We start from the raw sequence: 15,757 nt of genomic DNA, 5'->3' as shown, positions 1-15,757 counted from the left end.
TAGCGGTGACGCACGCCCCTCATTCATCCAGGGTCACGTTGTCGAGAGTGCCTGCGCCCAGCTGCTCGCGACCCGACAGCTTGATGAGCAGTCGCAGGTCGTTGGCGGAGTCGGCATGGGCAAGGGCCTCACTGTAGCCAATTTGGCCGGCGCAGAACAGGGTGAACAGCGCCTGATCGAAGGTCTGCATGCCGAGCTCGCCGGATTTGGTCATCACCTCCTTGAGTCTGTGCATCTCTCCCTTGCGGATGATGTCGGTGACGAGCGGGGTGTTGAGCAGGATCTCGAAGGCGGCGACCCGGCGCTGCCCATGAGCGGAGGGGAGCAGCTGCTGGGCGACGATGGCGCGCAGGTTGAAGGAGAGATCGAACAGGAACTGGCGGTGCTTCTCCTGGGGGACCAGATGCAGGATGCGATCCAGCGCCTGGTTGGCATTGTTGGCGTGCAAGGTGGCGAGGCAGAGGTGCCCCGTCTCGGCGAACTGGATGGCGAACTCCATGGTCTCCTGGGAGCGGATTTCACCGATGAGGATGACATCCGGGGCCTGGCGCAGGGAGTTTTTGAGGGCGACATCGAAGGATGCGGTGTCGATCCCCACCTCCCGCTGGGTCACCAGACAGCGATCGTGCTGATGGACGAACTCCACCGGATCCTCCACCGTCAGGATGTGGCCGTCACCGTGCTGGTTGCGAAAGCCGATCATGGCCGCCTGGGTGGTGGACTTGCCGGCACCGGTGGCGCCGACGAAAAGCACCAGCCCGCGTTTGGCCATGGCGACCTCCTGCAGGATGGGAGGCAGCACCAGCTCGTCAAAGGTGGGGATGCGGGTCTCGATGCGGCGCAGCACCATGCCCGGCATATCCTGTTGCCAGAAGGCGCTGACCCGAAAGCGCCCCAGCGAGCCTCGCTGGATGGCGTAGTTGGCCTCGCGGGTGTGCAGGAAGCGCTCGAAGTGGGTCTCGTCCAGGCTCTCCCTGATCAACGCCAGCGCCGTCGTCTTGTCGAGGGGGGCTGGTCCGAGCGACACCAGACGCCCGTTGACCTTGAGGGTCGGGGGAGCATCGACCGTGATGAAGAGATCCGAGCCCTTTTGTTCAACCAGTGCGGCGAGCAGAACATCCATGTTCATGGCGACTCCTTGGGTGTGCGAGCTTAAATGGTATTGGGATCGACCGCCTTGGCCTTGGCATCGAGGGAGGCGACGACCCCCCGGTTGACCAGCTGCTTGAGGCTCTGGTCCATGGTCTGCATGCCGTGGGTCATCCCGGTCTGGATGACGGAATAGAGCTGGGCCACCTTGTCTTCCCGGATGAGGTTTCGCACCGCCGGGATCCCCAGCATGATCTCGTGGGCCGCCACCCGGCCGCCACCGATACGCTTGAGCAGGGTCTGGGAGATGACCGCCCGCAGGGATTCGGAGAGCATGGATCGCACCATGTCCTTCTCCGAGCCGGGGAAGACGTCGATGATACGGTCGATGGTCTTGGCAGCCGAGGAGGTGTGCAGGGTGCCAAACACCAGGTGACCGGTTTCGGCGGCGGTCATGGCGAGACGGATGGTTTCGAGGTCCCGCATTTCACCTACCAGGATGATATCCGGGTCTTCCCGCAGGGCCGAGCGCAGGGCGTTGCTGAAGCTCTTGGTGTCGCGGTGTACTTCCCGCTGGTTCACCAGGCAGCGCTTGTTCTCGTGCACGAATTCGATGGGATCCTCGATGGTGAGGATGTGGTGGTGGAAGTTGTCATTGATGTAATCGACCATGGCGGCCAGGGTGGTGGATTTGCCCGAGCCGGTGGGCCCAGTCACCAGCACCAGGCCGCGAGGGTACTCCGCTATCTTGCGAAATATCTCCGGCGCCCCCAGATCGTCCAGGGTCAGAACGGTGCTCGGGATGGTACGAAACACGGCGCCCGAGCCGCGCGCCTGCTGGAAGGCGTTGACCCGAAAGCGTGCCATGCCGGGCACTTCGAAGGAGAAGTCCACCTCGAAGTTCTCCTCCAGCTCCTTGCGCTGGTGGTCATTCATGATGTCGTAAATGAGAGCATGGACTTCCCGGTGATCCAGGGCGGGCAAATTGATCTTGCGAACCTCCCCATCAACCCTGATCATCGGGGGGACCCCGGCCGAGAGGTGTAGATCCGAGGCCTTATGCTTTACACTGAATGCCAATAACTCTGTGATATCCATAGATTTGTTATTCTCCCATCACAAGATTACGAACGAAATATGAGCCAGATTGCCCAGCACCTGCTTCAGGTAAAGGAACGTATTGTAGAGGCTGCCCGGCGTGTTGGCCGCAGCCCAGATCACATCCAGTTGCTTGCTGTCAGCAAAACCAAGCCGCTGGGGGACATTCAGGCTGCCTATGCCGCCGGTCAGCGGCGCTTTGGCGAATCCTACGCCCAGGAGGCCGCGCTCAAGATTGATGCCTTGCGCGAACAGAACGCCTGTACAGACATAGAGTGGCACTTTATCGGCCCGCTGCAATCGAACAAGTCCAAGCTGGTGGCGGAGCGGTTCGACTGGGTTCAAAGTGTCGATCGCGACAAGCTCATCGAACGCCTCAACAATCAGAGACCGGGTGGGCTCGCGCCGCTAAATATCTGTCTGCAAATCAATATTAGCGGAGAGAGCAGCAAATCCGGTACGTCGGAGCAAGAGATTTTCCGCCTGGCCTCCCTGGTAGCCCAAAGCGAGCGGCTGCGGTTGCGCGGTCTGATGGCCATCCCCGAGCATACCCGCGACGAGGGGGTGCTGGCGGCCCAGATGGCGCGCATGCAGGCTCTGTTCACCGAGCTTGCGCAACAATACCCGAGCGTCGACACCCTTTCGATGGGAATGACCGAGGATCTCGAGCCTGCCATTGCCCATGGCAGCACCATGGTGCGGGTCGGGACCGCCATCTTCGGGGCCCGTGACTATTCATGAGCAAGAGCCGGGGCGAGAAACACCCCGGTCGTGCTTTTTTCAGGTAAACAGGCGCGTGTGATGCTGTCAGCCCGCACAGGCTGGGTCGGCATCCGCTGCGATGTCAGTAACAGGAGTGTTTGATGCAGCAGAGAACCCTCGCCTTCATCGGGGCAGGCAACATGAGCCGCAGTATCATTGCCGGCCTCATCCAGGCGGGTTACCCGGCAGAGCGTATCATCGCCGCCAATCCCAGCCGCCCCAAGCTGGACGAACTGGCCAGCCAGTTCGGCATCCGTATCACCCAGGACAACGCCGAGGCGGCCCGGGAGGCCGAGGTGATCGTGCTGGCGGTCAAGCCCCAGCTGATGGCGGGCATGCTGACGGCGCTGGTGGCCGAGCTTGGCTCGCTGGATGGCAAGTTGCTCATCTCCATCGCCGCCGGCATTCGCGTCGCGCGCTTGCAGGAGATGGCAGGCGGTCACGATCGCATCATTCGCACCATGCCCAACACCCCCTCCTTGCTGGGGCTGGGGATGACCGGGCTCTATGCACCGCCCGCCATCGGGCAGGCCGATCGGGCGGTGGCCGAACAGATGATGCAATCCGTGGGCAAGACCCTCTGGGTGGATGAGGAGGCCGGCATCAACGGCGTCATTGCGGCGGCGGGCAGTGCCCCGGCCTACTTCTTCCTGTTCATGCAGGCGATTGCCGAGGAGGCCGAGGCCATGGGCTTTACGCCGGAGCAGGCCCGCCTGCTGGTGCAGCAAACCGCCCTGGGAGCGGCCGCCATGGTGGAGCAGAATCCCGAGCTGTCGCTGCAGACCCTGCGCGAGCAGGTGACCAGCAAGGGCGGGACCACGGCCGAGGCCGTCAAGACATTCCAGGAGCAGGGGCTGATGCCGCTGACCGCAAGAGCCATGCAGGCGGCCGTTACCCGGGCCGGCGAAATGGAAACCCTTTTCTGAATCCCTTTTAGCAAGGAGCCCGGATGAACACGGCTTACTTTTTGATTAACACTGTCTTTGATCTCTACCTCATGGTGGTGCTGCTGCGGGTCTGGCTGCAGTGGGCGCGGGCCGACTTCTACAACCCCATGAGCCAGATGGTGGTCAAGCTGACCAACCCGCTGGTGGTGCCCCTGCGCCGCGTCATCCCGGGTTTTGGCGGGCTGGACATGGCCTCTGTGCTGCTGGCGCTGCTGATCGCCTTTGGCAAATTGGTCCTGCTCAAGAGCATGAATGTGCTGCAGGCGGACTGGCTCACTCTCTGTCTGTTTGCGACGCTCACCGTGCTGAAGAAAGCGGGTTCCATGATCTTCTGGATCCTGCTTATCCGCGCCATCCTGAGCTGGGTCAGCCAGGGTCGCAACCCCATTGAATACGTGATGCACCAGCTCACTGAACCCTTCCTGGCCCCCATTCGCCGCATCCTGCCTGCACTGGGCGGGCTGGATCTCTCCGTGCTGGTCGCCTTCATCGCGCTGCAGGCCATCAACTACCTGATGGGGGATCTGTTCGGCCAGTTGTGGTGGATGATCTGATGCCCGCCGTCCTGCTGGAAGGGGACGAGCTGGTGTTGCATCTGATGATCCAGCCCAAGGCGAGCCGGGATCAGATCATCGGATTGCACGGTGACGAGTTGAAAGTGGCCATCACGGCACCGCCGGTGGATGGTCAGGCCAACAGTCACCTGATCAAGTACCTGGCCAAGCAGTGCAAGGTGGCCAAGGGGCAGGTTCGCATCCTGCGGGGGGAGCTGGGTCGGCACAAGACGGTCGCCATCGACGCGCCAAAGCAGATCCCCGCCGAGATAGCCGCTCTGCTCGATAATCAGGGTTGATACGAGAGGGATGACATCATGAAAACAGCCTGGATGAGTTGCCTGCTGGCACTCCTGATGACGCTGCCGCTGCGGGCTGAGCAGATGCAGGAGCTGGGCCCCTGGAAAGTGCACTACAGCGCGTTCAACTCCAGCTTCCTCACCCCCGAGGTAGCCAGGACCTATGGCCTGGAGCGCAGCCGCTATAACGGCATCGTCAATATCGCGGTGCAGAACAAGCAGGGGGTGGCACAGGCGGTGGGGATCAGCGGCGAAGCCCGCAATCTGACCGGCACCCTTCGCACCCTGAATTTTCAGGAGGTGAAAGAGGGGAATGCCATCTATTACCTGGCTGTGCTGCCCTATCGCAATGAGGACACCTATCAGTTCACCCTGAAGATCATGGGGGAGGGGCAGCAGCAGACGCTGACCTTCCAGCAGACCTTCTACGTCGACTAGATTGCAGGGGGAATGCAGATGCCCTGCCCCCACGGGGGCGGGGCATTTTTTTGCCCGGTGAATCGGTGCTCGACGTCAGTGGCTGGCCAGGGGATAGGTAAACAGGGCCAGGTGGGCGAAGTTGAACAGGAAGTGGAGCAGGATGGCGATACTGAGGCGCCCGCTCAGCTGGAACGCCAGGCCATAGCAGGCCCCCGCCAGCGCGGCGAACAACACCAGCAACGGGCCCCCGGCAAGATGGGCTGCGCCGAACAGCAGGCTGGCGACCAGGAGACCTGCCCAGGGCGTGCTTCGGCTTGCCACCCCTTGCTGGATGCATCCCCGGAACAGCGCTTCTTCCGCCACACAGGTGAACAGCAGGTTGTTGAATGCGAACAGCCACCACCAGTGGGGCAGTCCCGCTTCGGGTTTGAGGGCGCCCAGTTGCCAGGCGGTGATGAGCAGGGCCGCGAGCGGCAGGATGAGCAGGGCCAGCGGCCGCCAGCGCATCGTTCCACCCGGGCCGAGCAGGCCGGGGACGGCCAGCAGCAGGGCGAAGAAAATGAGCGGCTTGTCCAGATTGAGGTAGAGGGTGAAGGGCACGCTGGCCGGGCCCGCCTGTACCTTGTCGAGCACCCTGAGATTGTCAAAGCCGGGCACCAGATGCAGCGTCAGGGCGAGGGACCACAGCAGGATCAGCGTCAGTGCGACGCCACGCCAGGGTGGGGGCAGGGTGGGGGTACGCCAGGCCAGCAGCAGACCGGCGAGGCTGACAAGAGCGGCGAGGGGCGCGAGTCGCTCAAGCCAGAGGGCGGTGAGCAGGGCTAGTCCCAGCAGGAGCATGCCGGGCCTGGTCCGGCGGGCGAGGCAGCAGAGTACGGCGAGCCCCAGGACGAGCCAGATGAGGATATCGGGGAGTGGTAACATCGAGTCTCCTTGTATGAATGAAGGGCGCACCTTAACGATCCCCATGGTCTGGTTCAAGGAAAAGGGACTGGCCGGCAGAAGACGCGCAATGAAAAGCCGGAGCTGGGCTCCGGCTTGGGCGGCGGCAAGATGTCACCGAGAGAGGCGATGGTCTTCCCGTATCAGCGACCGGACTCGGCGATGACCCGGGCGATGATGTCGGCGCGTTTGCTGGCTTCCAGCTCGCCCAGGGCGATGAGACCGGCCTTGAAGATGACGTTCTTCGGCAGACTGACGTCATCCAGAGTGGTGATGGCCTCGACGTGCATGCCGTTCAGGCGGCTGGCATCGCGCGGGCTCAGGTTGACCTGGGTGTTCAGCACCTGCTTGCCCTTCTTCTTGGGCTGGGCGGGTTTCTTCGGTTGATCCAGCTCGTCTTCCGGCAGTTCGTCATCAAAATCGTAAATGGACATAGTCAATCCTGTTGGGTTGCAAGGGGCATGCTCGCCCGAATGGGGGTAATCAGCCCATATCCTCGTTGCGGATAAAGGCGCGCCAGGAGCCGAGTACCTGGGCAAAATCTTCCAGCCCGCACATGGCCAGCTGTTCATCATCGTAGTAGGCGAGATCGTCGAGATCCTCGTCCTGCTCGATATTGAGGACATTGGCCTTCACCTCGGCTTCCTCGTGGGTCAGCAGCAGGGAGTAGTCGCCCCCCAGCAGCCGGTATTCGGTGCGGGCCCGGCTGGAGAGCTGGTCGATGATGGCGAACAGCTCGTCGAGCTTCTCCTCGTCCTTGCCCACCTCGTCGATCAACCACTGGCCGATGGCTTCATGGCCCATGGAGAACCGGGCGCGATAGCCACCGAACGGGTCGCGGCGAAATTCATAATCCATAGCGGAGTCCATATCGGAGGGTGAAACCACCACGGCGCAAAGCGGCATGATGCCGGATCCTTGATCCATGGTGGGGCACTGATAGCGTAAAGTGGCCTATTCTAGCGATCCCCCCCGCGCTTGTCTTGATGATGTGGGATCTTTAACGGGTGATCCCGGTGATGGCGCATGCCGGGGACCCTGTCAACGAATGGTATGGAGAGGCAATGCAGCTCAACGACGCGCTCGCGCATCAGATAGTCAGCCGGGCGATGAAGATCCTCTCGTTCTCGGTCAATGTCATGGATGAGCGGGGACTCATCATTGCGTCCGGCAATCCGGAGCGGCTGCACCAGCGCCACGAGGGGGCCGTGCTGGCCCTGACCGAGAACCGGGTGGTGGAGATAAGCGAGGCCACCGCCCGGGAGCTCAAGGGGGTGAGGCCTGGCATCAACCTGCCCATCGCCTATCAGGGGGAGCTGCTCGGCGTCATCGGCATCTCTGGGGATCCGGACATCGTGCGTGCTTACGCCGAGCTGGTGCGCATGACCGCCGAGCTCATCCTGGAACAGGCGGCACTCACCGAGCAGTTGCAGTGGGACAAGCGCCACAAGGAGGAGCTGGTGTTGCAGCTCATTCGCGGCGAAGGGCGGGCCGATCAACTGCAACAGGTGGCCCGCTTCCTCGAGCTGGATCTCGCCCAGCCCCGGGTGGTGGCCGTGCTGGCGCTGGAGGAGGCCGAGCCCGCCCAGGTGAGGGAGCTGGTTCACCTGCTGGAAAACCCGGAGCGGGACAACCTGGTGGCCATCAACGGCCTGGACGAGATAGTGGTGCTCAAACCCGCCCAGCTCAGCGACGGCGTCTGGCAGTCGGCGCAGGAGCGCAGCCGGATCCGGCAGCTGCTCTCCCGTATTCCCCATTTCAAGGTTCGCATCGGGGTGGGTGATTACTTCGCCGGCATCCCCGGGCTGGCGCTCTCCTACCAGACGGCGCGAGACACCTTGCGCCGTGGCATGCGCCAGTCGCCCCGCAAGCAGGTCTATTTCTTCGAGGATTACCGGCTTTCAGTGCTGCTCGGCACCCTGGCGGACTCCTGGCAGGCGGATCAGCTGCGGGCTCCGCTGCAAAAGCTGGCGCAGGAGGACACAAAGGGAACGCTGCAAAAGACGCTGCGCCAATATTTCTTGCAGGATTGTGATCTGCATCCCTGTGCCGAAGCCCTGTTCATTCACCCCAACACCCTGCGTTATCGACTGACCCGGATAGAGCAGATAACTGGCTTGAATTTCAGCAAGTTAGATGACAAGTTTCTGCTCTATCTCGGGCTCAGTCTCGATAGCTGACTTGTCTTTTCCAACAAAAATACAAGGCCGGTAAATGCTTTTTTTGGTTTTATGGCCAAAGCATTCCTGGCGGGGATCCCCATAATGGCGCCACTCATTACAACAACAAGGTGCCCGTCATGATCCCAGTCTCCGCGCTCGGCGCGCTCGCCGCGCTTTCCATCGCCATCTTCCTCATCCTGAAGAAGGTGCCGCCCGCTTACGGCATGATCGTCGGTGCCCTGGCCGGTGGCCTGATCGGTGGCGCTGACCTGACCCAGACCGTCGCCCTGATGATCGGCGGCGCCCAGGGGATCACCACGGCGGTGATGCGGATCCTGGCGGCGGGTGTGCTGGCCGGGGTGCTCATCGAATCGGGCGCCGCCACCACCATCGCCGAGACCATCGTCAAGAAACTCGGCGAAACCCGCGCCCTGCTGGCCCTGGCGCTGGCCACCCTGATCCTGACCGCGGTCGGCGTCTTCGTGGACGTGGCCGTCATCACGGTCGCCCCCATTGCGCTGGCCATCGCCCGCCGTGCCGATCTCTCCAAGGCGGCCATCCTGCTGGCGATGATAGGCGGTGGCAAGGCGGGCAACGTCATGTCTCCCAACCCCAACGCCATCGCGGCAGCCGACGCCTTCCACCTGCCTCTCACCTCGGTGATGGCGGCGGGCATCATTCCCGGCCTGTTCGGTCTGGTGATGGCCTACTGGCTCGCCAAGCGCCTCAACAACCGGGGCAGCAAGGTGGCGGCCGACGAGGTAGTGAGCTTTGACGGTGCCAAGTTGCCCGGCTTTGCCGCCGCCATCAGTGCGCCCCTGGTCGCCATCCTGCTGCTGGCCCTGCGTCCCATCGCCGGCATCGTGGTGGACCCGCTCATTGCGCTGCCCCTCGGCGGCCTGGTGGGGGCCCTGATGATGGGCAAGTTCACCAAGGTGAACCAGTTTGCCGTCTCGGGCCTGGCCCGCATGGCGCCGGTGGCCATCATGCTGCTGGGGACGGGGACCCTGGCGGGTATCATCGCCAACTCCGGCCTGAAAGATGTGCTCATCAGCGGCCTGACCGCCTCCGGTCTGCCCTCCTATCTGCTGGCCCCCATCTCCGGTGCCCTGATGTCGCTGGCGACCGCCTCGACCACGGCCGGGACCGTGGTGGCCTCCAACGTGTTCAGCGCCACTCTGATTGAACTGGGGATCAGCAGCCTGGCAGGGGCCGCCATGATCCACGCCGGCGCCACCGTGTTTGACCACATGCCCCACGGCTCCTTCTTCCATGCCACCGGCGGCAGCGTCCACATGGGCGTCGGCGAGCGACTCAAGCTCATCCCCTACGAAACCGCGGTCGGTCTGACCATCGCCGTTGTCTCCACCCTGATGTTTGGCGTGTTTGGCCTCGCCTAAGGAACTGATATGAAAATTGTGATCGCCCCCGATTCATTCAAGGAGAGCCTGAGCGCCATGGCGGTGGCCGATGCCATCGAGGCCGGTTTCAAGCAGGTGCTGCCGGATGCCACCTACGTCAAGCTGCCCATGGCCGATGGCGGCGAGGGGACGGTGCAGTCTCTGGTGGATGCCACCGGTGGTCGCATCCTGCCGGTCGAGGTGACCGCCCCCCTCGGTAACAGGGTGCAGGGCTTCGTGGGCCTGCTGGGGGATGGCAAGCGCGCCGTCATCGAGATGGCGGCGGCCTCCGGCCTCCATCTGGTGGCGCCCGAGCTGCGCAATCCGCGGCTCACCTCCAGTGTCGGCACCGGGGAGTTGATCCTGGCCGCGCTGGAGATGGGGGTGAACCACCTCATCCTCGGCATCGGCGGCAGCGCCACCAATGACGGCGGTGCCGGCATGATCCAGGCACTCGGCGGCAAGCTCCTGAAAGCAGATGGTACCCCCATCGCGCCGGGCGGTGCCGGTCTGGCCGAGCTGGCCACCATCGACCTGAGCGGGCTGGATCCACGTCTGAGCGGACTCACCATCGAGGTGGCCTGCGACGTGGACAATCCGCTGTGCGGCCCCAAAGGGGCGTCCGCCGTGTTCGGTCCGCAGAAGGGGGCAACTCCCGAGATGGTGGCCGAGCTGGATGCCAATCTGGCCCGTTACGCGGACTGCATCGAGCAGGCGCTTGGCAAGCAGGTGAAGGAGATCCCGGGAACGGGGGCCGCAGGCGGCATGGGGGCAGCCCTGGTGGGGCTGCTCGGCGCCGAGCTCAAACCCGGCATCCGGATCGTCATTGAGGCGCTGAACCTGGCCGAGGCGGTGGCCGATGCGGATCTGGTCATCACCGGCGAGGGCCGCATCGACAGCCAGACCATCCACGGCAAGACGCCCATCGGGGTGGCTCGCTGTGCCAAGCAGTTCGGCAAGCCGGTGATCGGCATCGCCGGATGCCTCACCGATGACTGCGGCGTGGTGCATGAGCACGGGCTGGATGCGGTGTTCGCCGTGGTCAATCGGGCCATGTCCCTGCCGGAGGCGCTGGCCACCGCCACCACCAACCTGCAGCTCACGGCCCGCAACGTGGCGGCTCTCTACCTGCTGCGCAAATGACCCTTTCTCCTGGCCGATGCGGTGCATCGGCCTGACCCTGCCCCGTGCAGCAGAGTGAGCGGCCCGGCGTGGCACCTCTGACGCACTTGCCGATCCTTGGGTCGGCTTTTTTTTATTATCCTGCTGTCTTTCATATGGTTTTTGTATTCTGACAAGGGGCTTTGCGGCATAGTGATCTCCCGACAGTGAGGGAGCCACGAGAAACAAGGCCCGCCTGAGGGAGGGCTTCCCATTCCGGGGGGCAATATGCGAGGTGCGAGCCATGATCCTGCTGACCCTGGGGGTGGTGTTGTTCACCCTGACCCATCTTTACCCCTGTTTCGCGGCACAGCACCGCGCCCGTCTGCGGGATCGGCTGGGGGAGAACCGCTACAAGGGGCTCTTCTCGCTGCTGGTGTTCGTCGCCATCGGCTGCATCCTCGCAGGCTGGCGCAGTGCCAGTCCCATGCCCCTCTATTTTCTGCCTGTCTGGGGGCCCACCCTGGTGATGGGGATCATGCCGATCGCCCTTGTCCTGCTGTGTGCGGGGCAGGGGGCGAACCATTTCCGTCGTTGGCTGGTGCATCCCCAGCTGCTCGGGGTGCTGCTCTGGTCGGGGGCCCATCTGGCGGTGAACAGCGAGGCGCGTTCTCTGGTGCTGTTTGGCGGGCTCGGTCTCTGGGCTCTCATCAGCATCGTCTGGATTTCGATGCGGGAGTGGGGTCGTCACCCTCGTGCCGCCGCCACCTGGCAGGGGACGGGGATCAGTCTGGGGGCGGGGCTGGCCCTCACGGCTCTGCTTATCTTCTGGGGACACGGCTGGCTGACCGGGATCCCCCTGCACTGATCCCTGAACCAGATTCCGGGGTCTTGCGTATGATGGACAAAACAATGGGAGTCATGTCGATGAAATGGTTCACCCTGCTGCTGATGCTCGGCTCGGGCGCGGTCTCTGCCGCCTGCCCCGATTACTTCAACGTGGAGATGCGGGAGCTCAACAGCACCCAGCGCCACAACCTCTGCCAGTTGACCGAGGGCAAGGTGGTGCTGGTGGTCAACACCGCCTCCTACTGCGGTTACAGCGGTCAGTTCCGGGATCTGGAAGCCCTCTATCAGGGCTACAAGGAGAAGGGACTGATGGTGTTGGGCTTCCCCTCCAACGATTTCTGGCAGGAGGCGGGCAACGAGAACAAAACCGCCGAGGTGTGCCGCCGGGACTACGGGGTGACCTTCCCCATGTTCAACCGGGTGGCGGTGCGGGGTTCGGATGCAGTGCCGCTGTTCAAGGGGCTGGCCGCGGCTGCCGACGGTGATGCGCCCAACTGGAACTTCCACAAGTACCTGGTCGGGCGGGACGGCAAGCTGATTGCGAGCTATGGCGCCAACCAGAATCCGTCGGATGATCCTCTCAAACAGCAGATCATCGATGCCCTGGGGCACTGACCCTACCCCATGGCGGGCCACTCTGGAATAATGCAGCCCCGCCATCCACTCCGGTGACACCGTGCTGCAACGTCTTCCCCAAATGGTGATCTTCGATGCCCTGGTTCGTGAACAGGGCATCTCGGCGGCTGCGCGCCGCCTCGGGGTCTCCAAATCCCACATCAGCAAGCAGCTCGCCCTGCTGGAAACCGCGCTCGGCGCCCAGCTGGTACAGCGCACTACCCGCCGTTTCGGGCTCACCGAACTGGGTCAGGAGTATGCCCGCCACTGCCGCGCTCTGGTAGCGGTGGCACTGGAGGCGGAGTCCATGGTGGCGGAGCGCCGTGGCAAGGTGAGCGGCGTGCTCCATCTGGGGGTTGGTCAATCCTTCGGGCGATTGCACGTGATCCCGCGCCTCAAGGCGTTTCAGGCACGTTATCCGGATCTGGAGCTGGAGGTGTCCCTGTTCGATCACCGCACCAATCTGGTGGATGAGGGGCTGGATCTCTGGATCACCACCTACGAGGACAAACCCGAGTCCCTGGTCGGGCAGCGACTCGCAGACATCGGTTTCGTGCTGGTGGCCTCGCCGGATTATCTGCTGAGTCACGGCACGCCACTGCACCCCAGGGATCTGGCCCATCACAATTGCATCACCTACCAGAGCCGGGAGCGTCGCTACCACGAGTGGTCATTTCGCCAGGGCAAGGAGCGCCAGAAGGTGCAGGTGGCGGGCAACTATCGGGTGGATCTGGCGGAAGCGGTGCGGGACGCCGCCCTGGCCGGGCTCGGCATCGCCTATGTGGCCAACTACCTGCTGGACAAGGAGCTGCAATCTGGTCAGCTCATCCCTCTGCTGCCCCAGTGGCAACCGAACCAGAAGATGGCGGTGCACGCCGTCTATGCCAGGCGAGAGCATCTGGATCCCAAGATCCGGCTGTTCATCGACTTCCTCAAGGAGAGCTTCGGACCCGGGCCCTACTGGGCGCAGCGACTCGCACCCTGGCTCGGGGGGAAATTGTCCGGCACCGAGGAATAATCGTTTCCATACAAGAACACTGGCGTGAGTGCGGTTTCAAAGTTGTGTCAAATCAGTCAGTTGGCGCAACCGATATCGTGCAAACGTTTTTGCTAACAGGGTTGTAACCCGGCAGGGTTGCGGCGGTGAGGGGAGGGGAGCAGAATCCGCGCCCATCTTCAGCCTCACTGGATGGAATCCCCATGATTGCCCTGCTTGGTATCCTGAGCATCCTGGCCCTGGCCGCACTCTGCTCTGATAATCGTCGTCGTATCCCGTTGCGAACAGTGGGCTTTGCCCTCTGCCTGCAAGTGCTCTTCGCCGCCCTGGTGCTCTGGCTGCCCGCCGGTCAGCAGGTCTTGAACGGTGTCAGCGAGAGCGTCAGCAGCGTCATCGGCTACGGCCAGGAGGGGATTGCCTTCCTGTTCGGGGATCTGGCCAAGTTCAAACTCGGTTTCATCTTCGCCTTCAACGTGCTGCCGGTGATCATCTTCTTCTCCGCGCTGATCGCCATCCTCTATCACATCGGCCTGATGCCCAAAGTGATCGCCCTGCTCGGCGGCGGCCTGCAGAAATTGCTGGGCACCGGCCGCGCCGAGAGCCTCTCTGCCACCGCCAACATCTTCGTCGGCATGGTGGAAGCGCCGCTGGTGGTCAAACCCTATCTCTCCAGGATGTCCGATTCCCAGTTCTTTGCGGTGATGAGCTGCGGGCTGGCCTCGGTAGCCGGCGGCACCCTGGTGGGCTACGCCAGCATCGGGGTCGAGCTGAAATACCTGATTGCGGCGGCCTTCATGTCCGCCCCTGCCGGGCTTGCCATGGCCAAGATCCTGGTGCCGCCCGCCGCGCAAGAGGAAGATCACCACGAAGACGTGGAGATCCCCCGCGCCACCAACGTCATTGAAGCGGCAGCCGATGGCGCCATGGCGGGTCTCAACATCGCCGTCGCCGTGGGGGCGACCCTGCTGGCCTTCGTCGGCGTGATCGCCCTGCTCAACGGCCTGCTGGGCTGGGCCGGCGACCTGGTGGGGCTGGAGCTGAGCTTCCAGATCATCCTGGGCTGGCTGTTTGCCCCCGTCTCCTGGCTCATCGGCGTCCCCTGGGATCAGGCCCAGGCGGCCGGTGCCCTGATCGGCACCAAGATCGTCATCAACGAGTTCGTCGCCTTCATTGCCCTGGTGCAGGATCAGACCTTGAACGAGTCGAGCAAGGCCATCGTCACCTTCGCCCTGTGCGGTTTCGCCAACATCTCTTCCATGGCGATCCTCATCGGCGGCCTGGGGGCCATGGTGCCGGAGCGCAAGTCCTTCATCGCCCGCTACGGCATGCGCGCCATCCTGGCGGGGGTGCTGGCAAACCTGATGAGCGCCTCCCTGGCAGGCTTGTTCCTCGCCCTCTGATAGACCCTGGAAGTCAGCACCTTCCGGTCATTGCCCGCTTCGGCGGGCTTTTTTGCACCCGCTTGCAGGCAAAAAAAGCGCCTCTGGGGAGGCGCGGGGAAAAGACAGATTGGAAGCGTCACATGGGTGCCACCTGAATGAGGGATGAGCCGTCCCATCCAAGTGTGAAGCCATGATGCCTGATGCTCTCTGAAGCGCTTCTGAGGCGATTCTTCATACTGTGTTCATTTTCGAAATGCTGCGGTAATGTGATTTTTAAATGTTTGATGCTGAAATAAAATAAATAATCAGCGATTTATTTTGTTGTGCGGCTCAAAGGAAAGATGAATCGGGGCGGTGGGCATGCTCCTGCCATGGGGCGGATCCGGCGGCAGATTATCCCGTTGATGGCTCAACACATCACGCAACCATACTGCCAGATGGCAAGCAACTAGCATGTAATTGTGGTGTTACCCGTCATGGGTAGTGCAACGCCGCCTTCGGTCTGCTGTTGGGACCAGCAACTCGTATGTGATGGAGATGCCGCTCGTCAGAGGATCCGCGCGAGTGGCCTGTGGTCTGTGGTGCCTGCACCCGCAACCCGCATTTGACAGGAGGCGCGCCCTTTCATGGGGTCAGCGCGAAGTGGTCTGCGGTTTCCTGCTCCAGTGCCAGCAACCAGCGCTTGATGGGGATGCCTCCCCCGTAGCCGGTCAGTTCACCGCTGCGCCCTATGACCCTGTGGCAGGGCACTATGATGCTGAGGGGATTGCGGCCGTTGGCGGCGCCCACCGCCCGCACGGCCCTGGGGTTGCCGATGGCCTCTGCAATCTGGAGGTAGCTGACGGTCTCGCCGTAGGGAATGTCGCACAACGCCCGCCACACGGCCTGCTGGAATGGTGTGCCCGTGGCGGCCAGGGGGAGATCGAAGCGCCGCAGGCGGCCGGCAAAGTAGGCGGCAAACTGCTCGATGAAGGGGGCCAGGGCGGCATCATCCCGCTGCCACTCCGGTTGCGGCAGGACGGGGCGCTCCCCTTGCATGAATTCCACGTGGCGCAGCCCGGCCCCATCGATGGCGATGAGCAGGGGCCCCTTGGCGCATTCACAAAAGCTGTACTGCATTCTCTTGTCCTCGGGCTTGTG

18 protein-coding genes are annotated in these 15,757 nt (G+C 63.0%); 12 read left to right on the top strand and 6 right to left on the bottom strand.

The features are described from left to right. Positions 1-19: 19 nt before the first annotated feature. Both C2U37_RS04520 and tapT read right to left on the bottom strand, forming a co-directional pair. Complete coding sequence (locus tag C2U37_RS04520; RefSeq protein WP_042882153.1) at positions 20-1,129, bottom strand: PilT/PilU family type 4a pilus ATPase; 1,110 nt, start codon at positions 1,127-1,129, stop codon at positions 20-22. 23 nt (positions 1,130-1,152) lie between these two features. Beyond that, positions 1,153-2,187, bottom strand: coding sequence for a type IVa pilus ATPase TapT (gene tapT / locus C2U37_RS04515; protein ID WP_010673050.1), 1,035 nt, complete (start codon positions 2,185-2,187; stop codon positions 1,153-1,155). Positions 2,188-2,226: 39 nt separating this feature from the next. Between tapT and C2U37_RS04510 the strand changes: the two genes are divergently transcribed. The 5 genes from C2U37_RS04510 (at position 2,227) to C2U37_RS04490 (ending at position 5,187) form a co-directional block, all read left to right on the top strand. Further along, the gene (locus C2U37_RS04510; RefSeq protein WP_049636471.1) at positions 2,227-2,928 is read left to right on the top strand and encodes a YggS family pyridoxal phosphate-dependent enzyme; all 702 of its coding nucleotides are present in this window, start codon (positions 2,227-2,229) and stop codon (positions 2,926-2,928) included. A 122-nt stretch (positions 2,929-3,050) separates the two neighbouring features. Beyond that, positions 3,051-3,875 carry a pyrroline-5-carboxylate reductase gene (gene proC / locus C2U37_RS04505; protein ID WP_041210938.1) on the top strand — a complete coding sequence of 275 codons (825 nt, stop codon included), beginning with the start codon at positions 3,051-3,053 and terminating at the stop codon, positions 3,873-3,875. Between the two features lie 23 nt (positions 3,876-3,898). After that, entirely contained in the window at positions 3,899-4,450 is a 552-nt protein-coding gene (locus C2U37_RS04500; RefSeq protein ID WP_010673053.1) for a YggT family protein, read from the top strand. Continuing rightward, positions 4,450-4,749, top strand: a complete 300-nt coding sequence (yggU, locus tag C2U37_RS04495; protein ID WP_010673054.1) for a DUF167 family protein YggU — start codon at positions 4,450-4,452, stop codon at positions 4,747-4,749. Before C2U37_RS04500 ends, yggU begins: the two co-directional genes overlap by 1 nt. A gap of 18 nt (positions 4,750-4,767) precedes the next feature. After that, positions 4,768-5,187 carry a DUF4426 domain-containing protein gene (locus tag C2U37_RS04490; protein ID WP_029313762.1) on the top strand — a complete coding sequence of 140 codons (420 nt, stop codon included), beginning with the start codon at positions 4,768-4,770 and terminating at the stop codon, positions 5,185-5,187. 75 nt (positions 5,188-5,262) lie between these two features. Here the strand turns inward: C2U37_RS04490 and C2U37_RS04485 are convergent, their stop codons facing one another. The 3 genes from C2U37_RS04485 to C2U37_RS04475 all read right to left on the bottom strand — a co-directional run bounded on the left by C2U37_RS04485 (position 5,263) and on the right by C2U37_RS04475 (position 6,969). After that, positions 5,263-6,093, bottom strand: coding sequence for a CPBP family intramembrane glutamic endopeptidase (locus C2U37_RS04485; protein ID WP_104451898.1), 831 nt, complete (start codon positions 6,091-6,093; stop codon positions 5,263-5,265). A 161-nt stretch (positions 6,094-6,254) separates the two neighbouring features. Then, positions 6,255-6,545 carry a hypothetical protein gene (locus C2U37_RS04480; protein ID WP_039039963.1) on the bottom strand — a complete coding sequence of 97 codons (291 nt, stop codon included), beginning with the start codon at positions 6,543-6,545 and terminating at the stop codon, positions 6,255-6,257. Between the two features lie 49 nt (positions 6,546-6,594). Further along, on the bottom strand, positions 6,595-6,969 hold the full coding sequence (locus tag C2U37_RS04475; protein WP_039039964.1) for a YacL family protein: 375 nt from the start codon (positions 6,967-6,969) through the stop codon (positions 6,595-6,597). A 206-nt stretch (positions 6,970-7,175) separates the two neighbouring features. Here C2U37_RS04475 and C2U37_RS04470 point away from each other — a divergent pair, with 206 nt between their 5' ends. The 7 genes from C2U37_RS04470 to C2U37_RS04440 all read left to right on the top strand — a co-directional run bounded on the left by C2U37_RS04470 (position 7,176) and on the right by C2U37_RS04440 (position 14,635). Continuing rightward, positions 7,176-8,291 carry a sugar diacid recognition domain-containing protein gene (locus C2U37_RS04470; protein ID WP_104451897.1) on the top strand — a complete coding sequence of 372 codons (1,116 nt, stop codon included), beginning with the start codon at positions 7,176-7,178 and terminating at the stop codon, positions 8,289-8,291. 119 nt (positions 8,292-8,410) lie between these two features. Next, complete coding sequence (locus C2U37_RS04465) at positions 8,411-9,673, top strand: GntP family permease (protein WP_039039966.1); 1,263 nt, start codon at positions 8,411-8,413, stop codon at positions 9,671-9,673. Between the two features lie 9 nt (positions 9,674-9,682). Then, the gene (locus C2U37_RS04460) at positions 9,683-10,816 is read left to right on the top strand and encodes a glycerate kinase (RefSeq protein WP_010673061.1); all 1,134 of its coding nucleotides are present in this window, start codon (positions 9,683-9,685) and stop codon (positions 10,814-10,816) included. A gap of 262 nt (positions 10,817-11,078) precedes the next feature. After that, positions 11,079-11,642 carry an NnrU family protein gene (locus C2U37_RS04455; protein WP_042014912.1) on the top strand — a complete coding sequence of 188 codons (564 nt, stop codon included), beginning with the start codon at positions 11,079-11,081 and terminating at the stop codon, positions 11,640-11,642. A gap of 59 nt (positions 11,643-11,701) precedes the next feature. Then, the gene (locus C2U37_RS04450) at positions 11,702-12,238 is read left to right on the top strand and encodes a glutathione peroxidase (RefSeq protein WP_010673063.1); all 537 of its coding nucleotides are present in this window, start codon (positions 11,702-11,704) and stop codon (positions 12,236-12,238) included. Between the two features lie 82 nt (positions 12,239-12,320). Continuing rightward, entirely contained in the window at positions 12,321-13,256 is a 936-nt protein-coding gene (locus tag C2U37_RS04445; RefSeq protein ID WP_199770531.1) for a LysR family transcriptional regulator, read from the top strand. Between the two features lie 182 nt (positions 13,257-13,438). Next, positions 13,439-14,635, top strand: a complete 1,197-nt coding sequence (locus C2U37_RS04440; protein ID WP_041214468.1) for a NupC/NupG family nucleoside CNT transporter — start codon at positions 13,439-13,441, stop codon at positions 14,633-14,635. Between the two features lie 606 nt (positions 14,636-15,241). Here the strand turns inward: C2U37_RS04440 and C2U37_RS04435 are convergent. Next, positions 15,242-15,736 (bottom strand): methylated-DNA--[protein]-cysteine S-methyltransferase, encoded by a 495-nt coding sequence (locus C2U37_RS04435; RefSeq protein ID WP_104453185.1) that lies wholly within the window; start codon positions 15,734-15,736, stop codon positions 15,242-15,244. Positions 15,737-15,757: the final 21 nt, after the last annotated feature.

The sequence above is a fragment of the Aeromonas sp. ASNIH1 genome (genome assembly GCF_002934285.1).
GTDB lineage: Bacteria > Pseudomonadota > Gammaproteobacteria > Enterobacterales > Aeromonadaceae > Aeromonas > Aeromonas caviae.
The sequence above is the reverse complement of the archived record's forward strand: the minus strand, read 5'-3'. Positions and strand labels throughout refer to the sequence as shown.